Annotated in this window: 16 protein-coding genes and 1 pseudogene; 7 read left to right on the top strand and 10 right to left on the bottom strand. The window is 75.4% G+C overall.

Annotation, left to right across the window (positions count from 1 at the left end):
* Positions 1 to 22: 22 nt before the first annotated feature.
* Positions 23 to 1,414, bottom strand: coding sequence for an MFS transporter (locus GA0070613_RS12300; RefSeq protein WP_089012422.1), 1,392 nt, complete (start codon positions 1,412 to 1,414; stop codon positions 23 to 25).
* 32 nt (positions 1,415 to 1,446) lie between these two features.
* Positions 1,447 to 1,761, bottom strand: a complete 315-nt coding sequence (locus tag GA0070613_RS12295; RefSeq protein ID WP_089012421.1) for an MGMT family protein — start codon at positions 1,759 to 1,761, stop codon at positions 1,447 to 1,449.
* Positions 1,762 to 1,822: 61 nt separating this feature from the next.
* Between GA0070613_RS12295 and proB the strand changes: the two genes are divergently transcribed.
* Positions 1,823 to 2,932: a glutamate 5-kinase gene (gene proB / locus GA0070613_RS12290; protein ID WP_172875802.1), complete on the top strand. Its 1,110-nt coding sequence runs from the start codon at positions 1,823 to 1,825 to the stop codon at positions 2,930 to 2,932.
* A gap of 10 nt (positions 2,933 to 2,942) precedes the next feature.
* Complete coding sequence (locus GA0070613_RS12285; protein WP_089012419.1) at positions 2,943 to 4,184, top strand: glutamate-5-semialdehyde dehydrogenase; 1,242 nt, start codon at positions 2,943 to 2,945, stop codon at positions 4,182 to 4,184.
* An 84-nt stretch (positions 4,185 to 4,268) separates the two neighbouring features.
* On the opposite strand, the pseudogene GA0070613_RS12280 reads toward GA0070613_RS12285, so the two are convergent.
* From GA0070613_RS12280 to GA0070613_RS12255, 6 genes and pseudogenes are all read right to left on the bottom strand, one after another.
* Positions 4,269 to 5,153, bottom strand: a pseudogene (locus GA0070613_RS12280) (hypothetical protein); the annotation flags it as partial.
* Between the two features lie 56 nt (positions 5,154 to 5,209).
* Positions 5,210 to 6,430: an adenylyltransferase/sulfurtransferase MoeZ gene (moeZ, locus tag GA0070613_RS12275; RefSeq protein WP_172875801.1), complete on the bottom strand. Its 1,221-nt coding sequence runs from the start codon at positions 6,428 to 6,430 to the stop codon at positions 5,210 to 5,212.
* Between the two features lie 70 nt (positions 6,431 to 6,500).
* A complete protein-coding gene (locus tag GA0070613_RS12270) occupies positions 6,501 to 7,394 on the bottom strand; it encodes a DUF3152 domain-containing protein (protein WP_089012418.1) in 894 nt (297 codons plus the stop codon).
* A gap of 88 nt (positions 7,395 to 7,482) precedes the next feature.
* Entirely contained in the window at positions 7,483 to 8,391 is a 909-nt protein-coding gene (locus GA0070613_RS12265) for a DUF3152 domain-containing protein (protein ID WP_089012417.1), read from the bottom strand.
* Positions 8,392 to 8,396: 5 nt separating this feature from the next.
* Complete coding sequence (locus GA0070613_RS12260; RefSeq protein WP_089012416.1) at positions 8,397 to 9,371, bottom strand: alpha/beta fold hydrolase; 975 nt, start codon at positions 9,369 to 9,371, stop codon at positions 8,397 to 8,399.
* Between the two features lie 45 nt (positions 9,372 to 9,416).
* Positions 9,417 to 12,257, bottom strand: a complete 2,841-nt coding sequence (locus tag GA0070613_RS12255; RefSeq protein WP_089012415.1) for a hypothetical protein — start codon at positions 12,255 to 12,257, stop codon at positions 9,417 to 9,419.
* A gap of 148 nt (positions 12,258 to 12,405) precedes the next feature.
* Between GA0070613_RS12255 and GA0070613_RS12250 the strand changes: the two genes are divergently transcribed.
* The 5 genes from GA0070613_RS12250 (at position 12,406) to GA0070613_RS12225 (ending at position 17,607) form a co-directional block, all read left to right on the top strand.
* Positions 12,406 to 13,044, top strand: coding sequence for a TetR/AcrR family transcriptional regulator (locus GA0070613_RS12250; protein ID WP_089012414.1), 639 nt, complete (start codon positions 12,406 to 12,408; stop codon positions 13,042 to 13,044).
* Positions 13,045 to 13,109: 65 nt separating this feature from the next.
* Entirely contained in the window at positions 13,110 to 13,337 is a 228-nt protein-coding gene (locus GA0070613_RS12245; RefSeq protein WP_007073114.1) for a DUF3107 domain-containing protein, read from the top strand.
* 571 nt (positions 13,338 to 13,908) lie between these two features.
* The gene (locus GA0070613_RS12235; protein WP_089012413.1) at positions 13,909 to 15,561 is read left to right on the top strand and encodes a DEAD/DEAH box helicase; all 1,653 of its coding nucleotides are present in this window, start codon (positions 13,909 to 13,911) and stop codon (positions 15,559 to 15,561) included.
* Positions 15,562 to 15,870: 309 nt separating this feature from the next.
* Entirely contained in the window at positions 15,871 to 17,037 is a 1,167-nt protein-coding gene (locus GA0070613_RS12230) for a class I SAM-dependent methyltransferase (protein ID WP_089012412.1), read from the top strand.
* 153 nt (positions 17,038 to 17,190) lie between these two features.
* The gene (locus tag GA0070613_RS12225; RefSeq protein ID WP_089012411.1) at positions 17,191 to 17,607 is read left to right on the top strand and encodes a helix-turn-helix domain-containing protein; all 417 of its coding nucleotides are present in this window, start codon (positions 17,191 to 17,193) and stop codon (positions 17,605 to 17,607) included.
* Between the two features lie 4 nt (positions 17,608 to 17,611).
* Here GA0070613_RS12225 and GA0070613_RS12220 read toward each other — a convergent pair whose 3' ends face one another.
* On the bottom strand, positions 17,612 to 18,571 hold the full coding sequence (locus GA0070613_RS12220) for a hypothetical protein (protein WP_089012410.1): 960 nt from the start codon (positions 18,569 to 18,571) through the stop codon (positions 17,612 to 17,614).
* On the bottom strand, positions 18,546 to 18,776 hold the full coding sequence (locus GA0070613_RS12215) for a heavy-metal-associated domain-containing protein (protein ID WP_089012409.1): 231 nt from the start codon (positions 18,774 to 18,776) through the stop codon (positions 18,546 to 18,548). Before GA0070613_RS12215 ends, GA0070613_RS12220 begins: the two co-directional genes overlap by 26 nt.
* Positions 18,777 to 18,861: the final 85 nt, after the last annotated feature.

Below are 18,861 nucleotides of genomic sequence, written 5' to 3'. Positions count from 1 at the left end.
TGTGGCGCCCTTCTTGTGACGGTCAGCGGCTTTCCTCCCCCACTACAACGCCATGATCGGCGGAGGGGGTGGAGGTGGCGGCGGCGAGACGTTCGGCGGTCAGGTCGTAGCGACGCAGCAGCAGCACGGCCGCGCCGACCAGGAGGGCGGGGAGGGCGGTGAAGCCGAGCAGGACGCCGAGGCGGGCGGTGGCGGACTGGCTGGCGGCGACGCCGGTGGACGAGGAGGCGTACCCGCTGACCTGGAGGACCAGGCCGTAAAGGCCGGGGCCGAGGGCGAGGCCGAAGGTCTCCCCGGCGGTCCACAGTCCGGTGAAGACGCCGGCCTGGCGGCGGCCGGTGCGCGCGGTGTCGTAGGCGATGCAGTCCGGGAGCATCGCCAGCGCGAAGACCTGCTGGCCGGCGTAGCCGACGCCGATCAGCGCGACCAGCGGGTAGATCCCGACGGCCGGCAGCACCGGCGCGGCGACCAGGGCCAGCGCGCCGACCGCGAAGATCAGCGACGCGGCCACCAGGGCGGCGAGCTTGCCCACCCGGGCGCCGACCCGGGTCCAGAGCGGCATGACCAGCAGCGCCGGCCCGACGAAGCAGGCGAAGAGCAGGGTGGGCCCGGTCTCCGGGTCGCGCAGCACCTGGTCGGCGAAGTAGCTCACCCCGGCCAGCACGGTGGCCACCCCGGCGGACTGCACCACGAAGCAGGCCAGCAGGGCCCGGAACGGCCGGTTGCGGCCGGCCACCGCGAGCTGGGCCCGCAGGCTCGGCTCGCTCTCCCCCACCGTGCCGGTCGGCGCGGCGCGGGTGCCGAGGAACGCGCCGACCGCGCCGGCCACGATCAGCCCGGCCACGAAGAGGCCCATCCAGCGGTGCCCGGCCAGGCCGTCGCCGCCGGCGGTCACCACCGCCGGGGCCACCGCCCCGGAGACCAGGATGGCCAGCGCCAGCACCGCGATCCGCCAGCTCATCAGCCGGGTACGTTCCGCGTAGTCGCCGGTCAGCTCGGCCGGCATGGCCACGTACGGCACCTGGAAGAAGGCGAACGCGGTCGCGGTGGCCAGGAACGCCACCGCCACGTACGCCCCGGCGGCCGGCCCGGCGCCGAACGGCGCCGCGAAGATCCCGGCGAAGAGCACGGCCAGCGCGAGCCCGCCCAGCAGCAGGTACGGCCGGCGGGCACCCCAGCGCGACCGGGTCCGGTCGGAGATCCGCCCGGCGACCGGGTTGACCACCACATCCCACGCCTTCGGCAGGAGCACCAGCAGGGCGGCCACGCCCGCGGCGACGCCCAGCGTGTCGGTCAGGTACGGCAGGAGCAGCAGCCCGGGCACGGTGCCGAAGGCCCCGGTGACCAGCGAGCCCAGTGCGTAGCCGGCGTGCACCCGGCGGGGCAGCCGCCCGGTCGGCCCCGTCGCGTCCATGGGGCCGAATGTTACTCACGTTATGGCCTGGGTCACATCCCCTCCTCCGGCGACCACGCCGCCGCCCTCATGTCCACCCCGGACGCACGCAGCGGGCAACCCTCGGCCCGTAGCCGGGCCCGCGCCTCGACCTCGTGCCCCGGCGGCAACCGCCCGGCCGAGTTCACCACCCGGTGCCAGGGCACCCCGCCCCCGTGCCGGGCCATGATCGAGCCGACCAGCCGGGCGGAGGTCCGCCCCGAGCGCTCGGCGAGCGCGTCGGCGACCGCCCCGTACGACATCACCCGGCCCGGCGGGATCCGCTCGACCAGGTCGAGCACCGCCTCCACGTACTCGTCAGGTGTCACGGCCAGCCACCATATGGGAACGGCGATCGGTGCGGCGGCCCAGACCGCGCAGAATGGTCGGGTGCGCGAAGCAGTCACGGCCGCCCGGCGGATCGTCGTCAAGATCGGCTCGTCCTCGTTGACCACCGCGGCGGGCGGGCTGGACGACGCCCGGGTGGACGCGCTGGTCGACACCCTCGGCGCGCTGGCCGCCGACGGCCGCGAGGTGGTGCTGGTCTCCTCCGGCGCGATCGCCGCCGGCCTCGCCCCGCTCGGACTGGCCCGGCGCCCGCGCGACCTGGCCACCCAGCAGGCCGCCGCCAGCGTCGGACAGGGCCTGCTGATCGGCCGGTACGCGGCCAGCTTCGCCCGGCACGGCCTGACCGTCGGGCAGGTGCTGCTCACCGTCGACGACGTGACCCGGCGGGTGCACTACCGCAACGCGTACCGGACCCTGCGCAAGCTGCTCGACCTGCGGGCGGTGCCGATCGTCAACGAGAACGACACGGTGGCCACCGAGGAGATCCGGTTCGGCGACAACGACCGGCTGGCCGCGCTGGTGGCCGCGCTGGTCCACGCCGACCTGCTGGTGCTCCTCTCGGACGTGGACGCGCTCTGGACCGGCGACCCGACCCGGCCGGAGAGCACCCGGATCACCGAGGTCCGCGGCGACCGCGAGCTGGCCGGGGTCGACATCGGCGGCGCGGGTCGCGCCGGGGTGGGCACCGGCGGCATGGTCACCAAGGTGGAGGCGGCCCGGATCGCCACCGGCTTCGGCATCCCGGTGGTGCTCACGGCCGCCCCGCTGGCCGCCCCGGCGCTGGCCGGTGAGCCGGTCGGCACGCTCTTCCACCCCGAGCGGCAGCGCCCCGCCGCCCGGCTGTTCTGGCTCGCCCACGCCACCACCCCGCGCGGCCGGCTGCACCTCGACCCGGGGGCGGTGCAGGCCGTGGTGGGCCGGCGCAAGTCACTGCTCCCGGCCGGGATCACCGCCGTCGACGGCGCCTTCACCGCCGGGGACCCGGTGGACCTGGTGGACGCCGAGGGCGCACCGGTGGCCCGAGGGCTGGTCAACTACGACGCGGTGGAGCTGCCCGGGCTGCTCGGCCGCTCAACCGGAGAACTCGCCGCGGCGCTCGGCCCGGCGTACGAACGGGAGGTCGTCCACCGCGACGACCTCGTGCTGCTGTGAGGAGTGCAGGATGAGCGTCGTCGAGCAGGCCCGGCGGGCCCGGGACGCGGCGGAGGCGCTGGCCGTCGCCACCCGTACGGTCAAAGACGCCGCGCTTCACGCGATGGCCGACGAGCTGGTGGCGCGTACCCCGGAGATCCTGGCCGCGAACGCGACGGACCTGGCGGCCGGGCGGGAGGCCGGGCTGACCGCGGCCGTGCTGGACCGGCTGGCGCTCGACCTGGGCCGGGTGGCCGGCATCGCGGACTCGCTGCGCCAGATGGCCGCCCTGCCCGACCCGGTCGGCGAGGTGGTCCGCGGCTCGACCCTGCCCAACGGCCTGGAGCTGCGGCAGGTCCGGGTGCCGTTCGGGGTGGTCGGGATCATCTACGAGGCCCGCCCGAACGTCACCGTGGACGCCGCCGGGATCTGCCTGAAGTCCGGCAACGCCGCGCTGCTGCGCGGCTCCTCCTCGGCCGCCCACTCCAACGCCGCGCTGGTCGCGGTGCTCCGCGACGCGGTCGCCGGGGCCGGCCTGCCGGCGGACGCGGTGCAGCTGCTCGACGCCGGCTCGCGCGACTCGGTCAAGGAGCTGATGCGCGCCCGCGGCCTGGTCGACGTGCTGATCCCGCGCGGCGGCGCGTCGCTGATCCGGACCGTCGTGGAGGAGTCCACCGTCCCGGTGATCGAGACCGGGGTGGGCAACTGTCACGTCTACGTGGACGCCGCCGCCGACGTCGCCAAGGCAGTAGCGGTCACCCTGAACGCCAAGACCCAGCGCCTCTCCACCTGCAACACCGCGGAGTCGCTGCTGGTGCACGCGGGGATCGCCGACGCGTTCGTGCCGCCGATGCTGGCCGCCTTCGCCGACGCCGGGGTGACCGTGCACGGCGACGCCCGGGTGGCCGCGTACTCCGCCGCGGTCGTCCCGGCCACCGAGGAGGACTTCGCCACCGAGTACCTCTCGGCGGACATCTCGGTCGCCGTGGTCGACTCGCTGGACGCGGCAGTCGCGCACATCCGCCGGTACGGCACCGGCCACACCGAGGCGATCGTCACCGACTCGCAGCCCGCCGCCCGGGAGTTCGTGGCCCGGGTCGACGCGGCGGCCGTGATGGTCAACGCCTCCACCCGGTTCACCGACGGCGGCGAGTTCGGCTTCGGCGCGGAGATCGGCATCTCCACCCAGAAGCTGCACGCCCGCGGCCCGATGGGACTGCCCGAGCTGACCAGCACCAAGTACGTGGTCACCGGGGACGGCCACCTGCGCTGACCCGGGTGGCCCTCAGGGGGTCGGTTCGGCGGGCTGCGACGGCCCGGCGGCCCGCTGCGACGGGATGGCGGCGGGGACCGCCGGGCGGCAGGCCCGGATCGCGCGCAGCGTGGTGTGCACGTCGAACTGGTGGCCGTCGTCGCTGTCCCAGCCGCCGTCGCTGCGCTGGGTCTCGGCGAGCCGCTTGCGCGCCGACACCAGCAGCCACTGCTCCTCGCCCACCTCGACCCGGCGCAGCGTCGCGGCCAGCCACGCCACGTCGGCCGGGGACATCTCCGGGATCCGTTCGGCCAGCACCGCCTGGATCCGAGCCGACTCGTAGTACAGCTGCTGCCGGTGCAGCACCGCCGCGCTCAACCAGCCGGCGGGGAGGAACGAAGGCCAGCTCCCGTCCGGGGCGAGCTGCGCGGCGAGCGCCTGCGCCGCGGCCTGCACCACCCCGGCGTACGCCCCGCCGACGCGGTGGTCGAGCGGGCCGGCGGCGCGGGCGTCCAGCCCGGCGACGGTCAGCCAGAACCCGGCGTTGGCGGTGAGGTAGAGCTGGGCCTCCGGGTCGCCGGGACGGGCCCACTCGGGGGCCAACCCGGCCAGCGCCGCGTCCTCGTCCCAGCCGCCGTCGGGGCGCTGCCGGGCGGCCAGCCAGTCCAGGGCGTGCCGGGCCGCCGGGCGACCGAGCGCGCCGAGGTCGTCCAGCTCGCCGAGGCGGAAGCAGGTCGCGTCGATCGAGGCGATGTCGCTGCCCAGGGTGGCCGGCCAGCCGCCACCCGACGCCTGCCCGGCCTCGGCCGCGTCGAGCAGTTCGACCGGCACCGGCGTGCCGGTGCGCAGCCGGGAGAGGCGGGCGCGGTCCACCGCGTCACCGTGCGCCACGACGAAGCCGATCGCGGCATCCAAGTCGACCACGGCGGCAACGCTACCGGCGCAAACGCGGTTGCGCCTCGGTAGCTCGGCCGACGTGGCCCGGCCCACCGGCGGGTACGCGAAGGGGCCCTCCCGGCAGCGGCAGGGCCCCTTCGACCGACGACTCAGTACGCGGGCAGCGACGGATCGATCTGCTTGATCCAGGAGAGCACGCCGCCCTGGACGTGCACGGCGTCGCGGAAGCCGGCCGCCTTCAGCGCGGCGAGCGCCTCGGCGGAGCGGACACCGGACTTGCAGTGCAGCACGATCTGCCTGTCCTGCGGGAGGTTGGCCAGCGCCTCGCCCGAGATGATGTCGCCCTTGGGGATCAGGGTGGCGCCGGGGATCCGGACGATCTCGTACTCGGCGGGCTCGCGGACGTCGACCAGGAAGACGTCCTTGCCGGCGTCCTGCCACTCCTTCAGCTCCAGTGCGGTGATGGTCGAGTCGACCACCGCCTCCTGCGCCTCCTCGGAGACCGCGCCGCAGAAGTCCTCGTAGTCCTCCAGCAGGTCGGTGACCGTCGGGTTCTCGCCGCAGAGCACGCAGTTCGGGTCCTTGCGGACCTTGATCTTGCGGTATTCCATCTCCAGGGCGTCGTAGACCATCAGCCGGCCCACCAGCGGCTCGCCGATGCCGGTGAGCAGCTTGATCGCCTCGTTGACCTGGATCGAGCCGATCGAGGCGCAGAGCACGCCGAGGACGCCACCCTCGGCGCAGGACGGGACCATGCCGGGCGGCGGGGGCTCCGGGTAGAGGCAGCGGTAGCAGGGGCCGTGCTCGGCCCAGAACACCGACGCCTGGCCGTCGAAGCGGTAGATCGAGCCCCAGACGTACGGCTTGCCGAGCAGCACCGCAGCGTCGTTGACCATGTAGCGGGTGGCGAAGTTGTCCGTGCCGTCAACGATCAGGTCGTACCGGTCGAAGATCTCTCTGACGTTCTCCCGGTCCAGCGCGGTGTTGTGGATCTCCACCTGGACCAGCGGGTTGATCTCCCGGATCGAGGCCGCGGCGGACTCGGCCTTGGACCGTCCGACGTCCGAGACGCCGTGGATGATCTGGCGCTGGAGGTTGGACTCGTCCACGGTGTCGAAGTCGATGATGCCGAGCGTGCCGACGCCGGCGGCGGCGAGGTACATCAGGGCCGGCGAGCCGAGACCGCCGGCGCCGACGCAGAGCACCCGGGCGTTCTTCAGCCGCTTCTGCCCCTCGACCCCGACGTCCGGGATGATCAGGTGGCGCGAGTAGCGACGGATCTCGTCAACGGTCAGCTCGGCGGCGGGCTCGACGAGCGGGGGCAACGACACGGTGGACTCCCCGGGATCGGCGGTGGCGAACCGCGCCATTGTCGCTCGCCCGGGTGCTGATCGGCCATGAGGAGGGCCACGTCGCCCGATATGCGGGAGCGGGAATAACTCAGACGCCGTCCACCGGCTCGCCGGAGTAGCGGGAGCCGTCGACGTACGGCCAGGCGTTGGCGACGCAGCCGTCCAACCCGTACGTCTGCTGTTGCATCACCGGGGCGGGCTCCCCCGGCCCGGGGCAGGCCTGGTGTTCCTCGCCGAGCTCGTGCCCGACCTCGTGGTTGATCACGTACGTGCGGTAGATCTCCAGCGGCGCGCCGTAGTCGGGTACCGACTCCATCCAGCGGGCCAGGTTGATGATCACCTGGCCGGGGAGCCGACAGGAGGTGTACCGCTCGGTGGTCAGCCCGCCCTCGGCGCACATCCGCTCCGAGGTCGCCGGGGTGGCCAGGTAGATGGTGAAGTCGGCGGCGGCCTCCTCGGTCACCCGCTGCAACCGCAGCTCGTCGGAGGCGATCCAGCTGCGCCGGTCGCCCAGCACCTCGTCCACGGTGGCGGCGAAGGCGTCCACGTCCTGCCCGACGCCCTGCTCGACGGCGACCCGGTAGCGGCGCAGCGGGCCGTCGTACCCGCGTACCGGGGAGCGGCCGTCGGCGGCGGCGAAGCTGCCGGAGGCCTGGGTCCGGTACCGTCCGGGCTCCACCCGGGGGTCCGCGCCGAGCCCGCTGGCCGGCCGTGGATTCCCGGCGGTCGCGGGCCGTTGGTCCGCCGGTCGGGGGGTGAGCTCGGTCAGGCCGGCCACCGTGCCGGCCACCGCCAGCAGGGCGACCAGCAGCAGGACGGTGCGCCGACGGCGACCCCGTACCCGACGCCCGGTCGGTCGGACCGGCCTCTGGTGAGCGGTCACCGCCGGCGGACGGTCGAAGTCGAGCCGGGGCGGGTCGGCGGGACGGGCCGGCCCGTGGTCGGGCTCGGCAGGCGGGTCGTAAGGGGACGACGACGTCATGCCATCAGCCTGCCATGCAATTCGGGGCATTTAACCGCGTTTACCCGCTGTTACCGCAAAGCGCGCCCCGTTACTGTTTTCGGGACGATCACACCGGCGGTCCGGTATACCGCCGCCCCTCCACGTACGGCCAGGGATTGGGCGTGCAGCCGTCCAGGAAGAGGGTCTGCTGCTGCATCACCGGCGCCGGCCGGCCCGGGCCCGGGCAACCCTCGTGGTGGTGCCCCAACTGGTGGCCGACCTCATGATTGATCACGTAGAGCCGGTAGCGCTCCAGCGGCAATCCGGCCTTCACCAGGTGCGGCACCGACAGTCGCCAGCGGTCCAGATTGATGATCACCTTGCCGGGGCTGCGACACGAGGTGTACGGCCGCCCGCCGATCCGGATGTCGGTGCCCCCGGCCAGACACATCTGACCCGCCGTACGGGCCGTCGCGAGGTAGATCGTGAAGTCGTACCCGGAACCGCCCGGTACCCGCTGCAACCGCAACTGACCGCTGTCCACCCAGCTCCCCGGCCCGGCGAGCGCCGTCTGCACCGCGTCGCCGAAGGCGTGCACGTCCTCCCCGGAGCCGTTCTCCACCGCCACCCGGAAGCGCCGCAGCGTGCCGGACCGGCCGAGCACCCCGCCCTGGCGGTCGTCGTACCCGAAGCTGCCGCGCCCCGCCGAGGGCACCGGGCCGGGCAGGCTCAGCACCGGCTCGGCGGGGGTGCTCGGGCTCGGCACGGGCCGGCCGGACGGCGACCCGGACGGGGACGGGGGCGGCGTGGGCGCGGTCGAATGGGCGGCCGTTTGGGCGGCCCACCCGTCGTTCACCAGCACCTCGGCGCTGGCCGGCGGCCGCTGCACCAGCACGCCGACGGCGAACCCGGCGGCGACCAGGAACGCGGTCACCACGACCACCGGCCGCCAACGGCGCGCGGCGGGTTGAGCGGTCGGGCGGACGGCAGGAGCGGGCCGAGCGGAGCCGTGCCGCGGCCGGGGGGAACTGGGCATCCGGCTCAGCCTGCCATGTCGTGACCCCGCGCGCTCTCCTCCGTTTCGGCGAGCAGTCCCACCACCGCCCGCGCCACCGTGCGCGGCACCTCCAACTGCGCCACGTGGCCGACACCGTCGAGCATCAGCAGCCGGCTGTCCGGGATGACCCGGGCGGCCTGCGGCGCCACCCGGACATCGACCAGCCGGTCCTGCCGACCGCCGACCACCAGCGTGGGCGCCCGCACCGTGGCGGCCAGCCGCCAGAGCGAACCCGACCCGGGCAGGTACGACCGCAGGAAGCAGGAGACCAGACCGCGGAACGTCCGGACGTACGCGGCGGCGTAGTGCGCGGCCTCGTAGCGGATCCGGATCTCCTCGACGGCCTCCTGCCGGCGCTGCTCGCTGATCCGGGTCAGGTCGGCGACGCAGGCCTCCATCACCTGCTGGGCCGTCACCTCGGGGGCCAGCTGAGTAAGCCGCCAGGCGGCCAGCCGCTCGCCCCGGGGGATCGCCAGGAGCGGCAGCATCCGCCCCTGGAGGGAGCGCCGGAAGTCCAGGAATGGCAGTGCCGGGGAAATCAGGGTCAGCGTCCGCACCAGGTCCGGCCGCAACGCCGCGACCTGCACCGTGACCGCCCCGCCCAGCGAGTTGCCGAAGAGGTGCACCGGCCCCCGGTCGCCTTGCTCGATCCAGCGCACCACCCGCTGGGCGAAGGAGGGGATCGTGTAGCGCCGCCCCGGCTCGCTGCGCCCGAAGCCGGGCAGGTCGATGGCCTGACCGTCCAGCCGGTCGGCGAGCAGACCGGCCAGGTCCGTCCAGTTCTGCGACGAACCGCCGAGGCCGTGCACGTAGAGCGCCGGCTCCGCGCCGGGCGCGGTGGCCGGGGTGTCCCGTACGTAGGTGACCGAGCCGTCGAGGCGTACCTGGCGGCCGGGCCATGGCGGCGGCACGTGGTGCGCCGGCAGCAGATGGTCCGGCCAGAGGTTGGCGCGCTTCATGCTCCCAGTGTTTCCCATGCCGCCCCGACCGACACCGGCTCCGGATCAGGCCAGCAGCGCCTCGAGCCGGCGGTTCACGGCGGCCAGGGTCGCCCGGACCACCGCCTGGCGGGGGTCGCCGGCGACCAGCGCGGAACCGGCCAGCTGCTCCACCCATCCGTCGCAGACCAGCAGCACGACCACGGTGGCGACCTCGCAGTTGCCGAACGGCACCACGGCGGCGTGCTCCACGAAGCAGCGCCCCCGGTCCGCCGACTGCGCGGCACCGCGCAGCAGCTCGTCGACGGCCACCGCGGCGGCCACCGCGCAGAGCCGCAGCACGTAGCCGTCGACGGCCGGGCCGGTGGATCGGCCCTCGGCGGTCCCGTCCCCGGCGAGCAGGCGTACCTCGACGGTGGCGTCGAGGCCGAAGGTGCTCACCTGGACGTGGTCGATCACCACCCGGGGCCCCGGCGCGCCGCCGGTGTCCAGCGGTCGCGAGGGCGCAGTCTCCGTCGTGCTCATCTGACCACCGGAGTACGACGTGCCGAGGGTCGCCGGGCTGCCGGTGGGCGTACCGGCCGGCGCGGCGGCGAGCGACGTCTCCTCCACCGTGGCCCGACCCCGGTGCGGCGCGGCCTGCCGGCGCCGGCGCGGCGACTCCGGCTCGGCACGTGGCTCGGTCCGGCCCTCCGGGCCCCCGGCGGCGGAGGCCTCGGCGAGCCTCCCGGCCCGACCCTCGGGCTCCTCGGCGGTGCGGCTCTCCGGGGCACCCGGGTCGCGACTCTCCGGGGCACGCGCGTCCGCCCGAGCCGGGCCGGTGCGCGACGCGCCGGCGCGCTCCTCGGCGGGCCGAGTCTCGGCGGCACCCCGGTCGGCGCGCCCCTCGGCGGAGCGGCGGCGGACCGGTGGTGGCGGCGTGGCCGGCATCCCCGGCAGGTTCTGCGGGGCGGCGGCCAGCCCCATCCGCTCCTGGAGCAACCGCGCCACCTGGCGGCTCACCTCGGCCGGGTCGGCGCCGTCGGCCAGGTCGAGCCGGAGGCTGTGCGCGCCGGCCGGAGTCCGGCGCAGGGCGGCGTCCCGGACGCCGGCGACCTCCCGGACGGCGTCGAGGATGGCGTTGACGTCGAACCCCTCGGGTCGCTCCCGCAGCGGCGCGGGCTCGTCGTCACGGCGCAGGTGGGTGGCGATCCGGGCGAGTTCCGGAGTTTCGGCGGATGGCTCCACGGCTGGCGGCTCCGGCACGACGGGCACGTCCGGTTCGGCGGGGACGCGCTGCGGCAGCATCGCCGACGCCCCGTCGTCCGGCCGGGTGTCGGCGACCGGCTCGGCCGTCGGCACCGGTTCGGGGGCGGACCGGCGGGCTGCGTAGGGGGGTGCGCTCGTCGGGGCGGGCGCGGGGACGCGGTCGAAGCGGGCCACCCCGCTCGGGGCGGTGGCGGGGCCCGGGCCGGCGGGGGGCGGTGGATGGCCGCCCGTCCCGGCGGGAGGTGTCGCGAAGACCTCCTCGGCCTGCGGACGCAGTCGGAACGGCCGGACGGTCCGATCCTCGGCGGACCGGACGGCCGCGGGCGGGGCCGGCTCCGGCCCGGCGGACGGCGGGTACGCGGCGGGCGGAGCGCCGGCCGGCACGCCGTACGCCGGGGCGCCGCCGGGCGCCTCACGGGGCACCGGCGCGACGCCGGCGGGTCCCGCGTCCGGCGGGGCGCTGGCCGGCGCCTCCCGCGACACCGGCGGGGCGCTGGTCGGGGTGGCGTGCGGCACCGGCGGGGCGCTGGTCGGGGCGGTCTGCGGCGGCGGGCTGAACGGCGTGGCGGCGGGCGCTCCGCCGGCCCACGACGGCCGGTCGACGTTCTCCCACTCGTACGTCGGGCGGGGCTCGCCATCGGTCCGGGCGACCTCGTACGGCCGGGCCGGCGGCGTTTCGTAGGCCGGTGTCGGCTCGGCGCGCACCGGCTCGTACGGCCGGGCGGGCTCGGCGCGCACCGGCTCGTACGGCCGGGTCGGCTCGGGCACCCACTCGGCGGCCCGTTCGTCGCGGACGCGGCGGCCGCCCGGCTCGTCTTCGCGGGGCCACGACGGCGCCCAGCCGTTGCCCCAGCTCGGCCGGTTCCAGCTCGGACCCTGCCATTCCGACTCTTCGGCAGGCGCGGCGCGGCGCTCGTCGGCCGGCTCGGCGCGCCAGCCCGGCTCCTCGGCGGACGCATTGCGGTGATCGGCCGGCTCGGCGGGGGGCGGCTCCGGCGGGACCCGGTCGGCCCACCCGTGAGACAGCGACGGGGCCGGTTCGGGGGCGCCACGCTCGACGATCGGGGCGTGGAAGCCGGGCGGCACCTCGAACCCCGCGGCGGCGGTGCCGACCGGCGGCACCTGCATGGCCGGCGGCGCGGAGGACGGGACGGTCCCCTCCGCCCAGCGCGACCCGCGGCTGGCCGGCGGGTCGTCCGAGGCGTGCCGGCCGGGCTCGGCGTCGGCGGACGGCTGCTCCACCGCGGGCGCCGGCCGCTGGGCCGGTACGACCAGCCGGTCGGCGTCGAGGTCGCGGCGCGGCTCGTCGGCGGGCGGGGCACTCACCGGAGCCTGGCGGGTCACGGGCGGCTCCTCCTCGGCGTGGCGCACGCCGTTGACGTGGGGACGGCCGTTGACCCGGGCCGGCGGCTCCCCGGCGGGCAGCCCGGCCAGCGGGGCCGGCAGGTCGCCGTGGCGGGTGGACGAGGCGCCCCAGCCGGCGGTGGGGTCGGGCTGCCGCCAGACGGGCGCCGGCTCGCGGCCGGCCTCGCCGCGGCGGGACCAGCCGGCTGCCGGGGGCGCCCACCCGCTGGCGGAACGGGCCAGGTCGTCGTGCTGACCCGTCCCGTCGCCGTGCTCTCCCGGGGTGGCGGCTCCGGGTTGCCCTGATTCACTCACCGCGCGCTCCTTGGTCGCCCCCGGTGAGGCTACCGTGTGGTGACAGTGGCGATAAGTTACAGCGGCGGGCCAATTCCGGGACGGGTTCACGAATCCGGCCGGTTCGGGTGATAAGTGCCGGCTCGTACGAAGAAACTCGGAGGCTCCCATGACCGCTGTGGGGAACGGTGCACAGACCGCCGGCCGTCCCACCCGCCTGCCCCGTTCGGCGCGCCGCAAGCAGTTGCTCGCGGCCGCCCAGGAGGTGTTCGTCGCCCAGGGTTACCACGCTGCGGCGATGGACGACATCGCCGAGCGGGCCGGGGTCTCCAAGCCGGTGCTCTACCAGCACTTCCCGGGCAAGATGGAGCTCTACCTGGCGCTGCTGGACACGCACTGCGACGCCATCGTGGCGCAGGTGCACGACGCGATGCGCGGCACCATCGACAACAAGGAGCGGGTCAGCGCGTCGGTGCGCGCGTACTTCGACTTCGTCGACCACGAGAGCGAGGCGTTCCGCCTGGTCTTCGAGTCGGACCTGCGCAACGACCCGGCCGTCCGGCAGCGGGTGGAGCGGGTCGAGCAGGGCTGCATCGCGGCGATCACCGACACCATCATCTCGGACACCGGTGTCAGTCGGGCGCACGCCGAGCTGCTCGCCTCCGGCCTGGTCGGGGCGGCGGAGACGGCGGCGCAGTTCTGGCTGGCCGGTGGCCGGCAGGTGCCGAAGGCGGAGGCGGAGGCGCTGGTCGCCGCGCTGTCCTGGCGGGGCATCGCCAGCTTCCCGCTGCAAGGTGAGTCAGCCTGAACATCGGGCCGCCAGATCGGATAGCCTTCCCACGGCGGCTTTTTCGCCCCAGTTGAGGAGGCACAGTGGAGGTCAAGATCGGGGTGCAGTACGCGCCGCGCGAGCTGGTCCTGGAGAGCGCGCAGTCGCCGGCCGAGATCGAGCAGATCGTGACCGACGCCTTCGCCAAGGACGAGGGCACCCTCTCCCTGACCGACGAGAAGGGCCGACGGGTCATCGTGCCGGTCAACAAGGTCGCCTACGTCGAGATCGCGGAGGCCTCGCCCCGCGCGGTCGGGTTCACCGTCCGCTGACGATCCGGTCGCCGCGGCAGGTGACGCGCCCGCGTCCCTGCCGCGCGGCACGCCGGGGGCCGGCTCAGTTGTTCAACCCGGCGGCGTTCATCCGCGCGGTGTGCGCGGCGGTCAGCCGCCGGAACAGCGCCGGCACGTCCACGCCCTCCCGCCGGGTGATCAGCGCGGTGAGCCCCCCCGGTCCGTGGCGGCGACCCGCCCGGCCTGGGAGAGCGCCTCCCCGACGAGCCGCCGGGCCCACATCGTCGTCGGTGATGGCGTCACCGACGTAGCGAGGCTACCGTCCGCCCGCGTGACGCGGCGGTCCCGCTGGCTTGTGGCGCAGGTCACACCGATAGCCCCCGGATGTCGCACCGCCACCTGGAACAGGGACAGCCACCAGGGGGTTCAGGTAGTATGTAACAGTTGCCGTGGGCGTCGATCCGATCAGTGAACTGGTCGCACCCGACCCGCGGAGCGCGTGCGGCCCGGTCCGGCTCGGTATTCCGCCCCGACCGTGTGGCCCGCGCCATACCGATCGCGCCCTGAGGACATGACGGGGCGCACCACGAGAGGGCACCCCCAAATCCATATGAGCGAGCAGATTCAGGACAACACGGGCCAGGAACTGGCTCCCACCGCTCCGGTCCGTCCGGAGGCTCCCACTTTCGCCGAGCTCGGCGCCCGCGCGGAGACCGTCGAGGCCCTGGCCGCCGCCGGCATCACCCGCGCGTTCGCCATCCAGGAGTACGCGCTGCCGATCGCGCTGCGCGGCGTCGACCTGATCGGCCAGGCGCCGACCGGCACCGGCAAGACCCTCGGCTTCGGCGTACCGCTGCTGGAGCGGGTCTTCGCCCCCGCCGAGGGCGGCGACGGCGTGCCGCAGGCGCTGGTCGTCGTACCCACCCGCGAGCTGGGCATCCAGGTCGCCAAGGACCTCGACGCCGCCGGTCGCACCCGGGGCATCCGGGTGCTGCCGATCTACGGCGGCGTGGCGTACGAGCCGCAGATCGAGGCGCTCCGCCGGGGCGTCGAGATCCTGGTCGGCACGCCCGGCCGGCTGATGGACCTGCAGAAGCAGAAGCACCTGCGGCTCGACCGGGTGCGCGCGCTGGTTCTCGACGAGGCCGACCGGATGCTCGACCTGGGCTTCCTCGACGACGTCGAGAAGATCCTCGCGATGCTGCCGGAGGACCGGCAGACCATGCTCTTCTCGGCCACCATGCCGGACCCGATCGTCGCCCTGTCCCGGCGCTTCCTGCGCCGGCCGGTGACCATCCACGCCGGGCACACCGCCGAGACCGGCCCGTCGCCGCAGACGCAGCAGCTGGTCTACCGCACCCACTCGATGAACAAGGTCGAGATCGTCGCGCGCATCCTGCAGGCGGAGGGGCGCGGCCTGACCATGATCTTCACCCGGACCAAGCGGGCCGCCGACCGGGTCGCCGAGGACCTCGACTTCCGCGGCTTCGCGGTCGCCGCCGTTCACGGGGACCTGGGCCAGGGCGCCCGGGAGCGGGCGCTGCGGGCGTTCCGCGCCGGCAAGATCGACATCCTGGTCGCCACCGACGTGGCGGCGCGCGGGCTCGACGTCACCGGCGTCACCCACGTCATCAACTACGACTGCCCCGAGGACCAGGACACCTACACCCACCGGATCGGTCGTACCGGCCGGGCCGGGGCGACCGGTGTCGCGGTGACCTTCGTCGACTGGGACGACATGCCCCGCTGGCGGATCATCGACAAGACGCTCGGGCTGGAGATGCCGGAGCCGCCGGAGACGTACCACACCTCTCCGCACCTCTACACCGACCTGGACATCTCCCGGGACGTCACCGGCACCCTGCCGACCGCCGAGCGCACCCGCGCCGGGCTGGCGGCGGAGGTCGAGGAGGACCTCGGCGGTGGCCGGTCCCGGCGCGGCGAGAGCCGTGGCCGGGGCGAGCGCGGCGACCGCGAGCGTGGCCGGGGCCGGGGCGGCGACGCGGCGGCCACGCCGGAGGGCGGGACGCCCGCCGACGCCGCCGCCGAGGAGGGCACCCGTACCCCGCGCCGGCGGCGTCGCCGCCGGGCCGGCGAGGCGGTGGCCGGCGAGCCCACCGCGGTGATCACCGCCGAGGGCGGCGCCGAGCCGGCCGCGACGGCCTCCGCCGAGGGCGAGGCGGCGTCGAAGCCGCGCCGCCGCCGGCGCCGTCGTGGTGGCGGTTCGGGCGCCGGTACGCCGGCCGAGGCGACCGCCGACTGACCTCTGCGACACCCCGACGTCCCCCGCACCGGTCCCCGGTACGGGGGACGTCGGCTGTCCGGGCCCACGCGGCCGGGCCGGGCTGCCGGCGCTCCGAGGAGGGACACCCCACGGGCGCCCTTTGCTCTGCTGCAGCGGAGGCAACACCATCGCCCGCCAGGTGTTGCGGCGGCTGAAGCAGAGCAAAGCATGCCGAGAGGACACCCAGCACCGGCACTCCCTGCCACCGCGAGCGGGGCGGAGGGGTGCCACAGGACACTCACGACCGGCCCGCCGGGGAAGCCGGCGGCCGGGAAGGATGATGGAGCGATGCCGGAACCGTTGGACGCCGCCCTGACCGAGGTCCGGGCGCTGCTGCTCGACCCCGCGCTGACCCGGGCGGTCGCCGCCGGAAAACGCCGGGGGCACCGGCCCTCGGTGGTCCGCGCCGAGCTGCGGCCGGTCACCCTCAAGGGCGGCCCGCGCCTGCAGATCTCCACCTCCGACGGGGCCCGGCCGTACACCCGGAACGTGGCGCCCGGCGCGGAGGCCGGCGCGGCGGTCGACGCGCTGCTGGCCGAGCCGTTCGGCAACTGGCACGTGGAGACGGCCGACGCGACGCTGCAACTGCGGGTGACCAAGTCGGGCGAGGCGCAGGTGCACCGGGCGGCGGCGAGCCGGCCGGCGGCCGAGCCGGGCGGCCACGACCGGGAGAAGGACTACCTGCTCGACCCGGGTGATCCGATCTTCGCCGAGATCGGCGGCTCGGCGGCGAAGCGCCGCCAGGTGGACGCGTTCCTCCGGGCGCTGGCCGCGACCCTGCCGGACGACCTGACCGGCCCACTGCGCGTGGTCGACCTGGGCTGCGGCAACGCGTACCTGACCTTCGCGGCCCACCGCTACCTCACCGCGCGCGGGCTCGACGTGGAACTGGTCGGGGTGGACGTGCGCGAGGACCAGCGCCGGCGCAACAGCGAGCTGGCCGCGCGGCTGGGCTGGGCGGACCAGGTCCGCTTCGTCGCCGGCACCATCGCCGACGCAGTGGTCGAGCCGGCCCCGGACCTGGTGCTGGCGCTGCACGCCTGCGACACCGCCACGGACGAGGCGCTGGCCCGCGCCGTCCGGTGGGATGCCCGCTGGGTGCTCGCCGCGCCCTGCTGCCACCACGACATCGCGGCCCAGCTGCGCTCCCGGCCGGCGCCCGGGCCGTACGACCTGCTCACCCGGCAGGGCATTCTGCGCGAGCGGTTCGCGGACGTGCTGACCGACGCGCTCCGGGCCGGGCTGCTCCGGTTGCACGGCTACCGGGCGGAGGTGGTCGAGTTCGTCGACTCCCGGCACACCCCGCGGAACCTGCTGATCCGGGCCCGCCGGACCGGGACGTCCCCGACCGACGCCCAGCGGGCGGAGTACCGGGACCTGGTCGACCAGTGGCGCGTCACGCCGCGGCTGGAGACCCTGCTGTCCGGGGCGGCGACCGACGGGCCGGCGGCCTAGCGGCGCCGCCCGGTGCCGCGGTTCCCGACGCTCCGGGGCCGGTCCCGTCACGAGACCTTCGGACCGATCAGTCGGTTGCTTCCACCTCGGGCCGTACTACCCTCTTAGGCGCACCGTCCGGTGCTCCGGCCGGGAAGGGAAGACCCCGCAGGAATGGGTTCCGCAGAGGTTTCACCACAGATGGCCTTCGCGCGCTTCGTGCGCCGGGCCATCGACAACGCCCGTGAAGAACGCGGCTGGACGGTGACCGACCTGGCCACGCACACCGGCGTGGGCCGGTCCACCGTGTTCCGCTGGCTCGCCGGCGACTGGCAGGACTACCCCGAGCTGGCCAAGGTGCGTGGCTTCTGCGCCGCCCTCGACCTGCCGGTGGCGGCCGCCTTCCGGGCCCTCGGGCTGCCGGACGCCGGCGCCGCGCCGCGCCGCCGCGCCGAGGACGGGCCGGTGGAGGCGGACGTCCGGGTGATCCTGGAGCGGCTGGCCGATCCCACCGTTCCCGCCGAGGAGAAACACCACATCCGCGACCTGCTCCGCTACCTGGCCCGCCGCCCGGTCCGCCGGGCCGGCTGAGCGGTCAGGGCACCGTCACGGTGAAGCCGGCGGTGTGCACCACGCCGGCCACCTGGAAGTCCAGGAACATCCGGTAGCGGCCGGGACCCGGCACGGTCAGCTGGAACGTCACCGCATCGCCGTCCCGCCCGCTCTGCGGGTGCACGTGCAGGTAGCCCAGGTCGCCCTCGCGGAGCGCGACCAGGTGGCCGTACGCGCCGAGGTAGCGCTCCAGCGGCGCGGCGGTTGTACCGGCCCGGACCCGGAAGCGCAACGGCGTCGACTCCCCCGCCTTCGGGGTCCCCTCGTAGGCGACGGTGAACCCGTCGACCGTGCCGGTGGTGGCCGGCGCCGGCAGCGGGCGGGGCGCGAACCCGCCGGGCGCGGTCAGGTCGGTGCCGAGCGTGACGGCGGTCTGCCCGCCGTCGTCGGCGACCGCGGTGAAGTCCGCGTACGCCCGCCAGACGCCCGGCTGGGTCAGGGTCAGCGGCACCGACCAGGTGCCGTCCGTCGCCATGGTCGGGTGCAGGTGCTGGTAGCCGGTCAGGTCGCGGCGGACCACGATCAGGTGCAGCGGCTTGTCGTGCACCACGGCGAACCGGGTGACCGCCCGCCGCCGCTCGTCCCGGATCTGGAACCGCAGCTCAGTGGCCCGGCCGACCGGGAACTCCACGGTCGACGGGGCGAGGGTGTAGCCGGCCGCGCTGACCGACAGGCCGGCGGCGTCCGCGCCGGTGCCCTGGTCGATGGTCGCCCCGCCGTGCGAGTGCGCGGCGGTGCCGGGCGGGTGGGTGTGCCCGGCGGCCGTCGGGGCCGCGCCGGACGCGGTGCCGGGCGGCGGGTTCAGCCGGCCGAGGCCGAAGCCGAGCAGTACGGCGAGCACCAGCCCGCCGACGACCAGCGCCAGCCGAAGGGTGCTCCGGTCCGGCGCGACGGTCGGCTCCCCGCCGGAAGGCGACTCAGGCAACGCCGCCGGCCAGCTCATAGCCAGCCTCGTCGACTGCGGCCCGGACCGACTCCACCGGCAGCGGCGCGGCGCTGGTGACGGTGGCGGTGCCGGCGCTCAGGTCCACCCGGACGTCCTGCACACCGGGCAGGGCTGACAGCTCCCCGGCGACCGCCCGCACGCAGTGCTCGCAGGTCATCCCGGTGACGGCGTACGTCTGCGTGACGGGTCGCTGCTCGGTCATGGGCCCCACGGTACCGCCGGACGGGGTGCCGGTCCCCGCACGGTCGGTGACGGTGGCGACGCTCGCATTCCGGCCTCGGCGGGAA

Origin of the sequence: Micromonospora inositola (assembly GCF_900090285.1) — a bacterium.
Lineage (GTDB): Bacteria > Actinomycetota > Actinomycetes > Mycobacteriales > Micromonosporaceae > Micromonospora > Micromonospora inositola.
The sequence above is the reverse complement of the archived record's forward strand: the minus strand, read 5'-3'. Positions and strand labels throughout refer to the sequence as shown.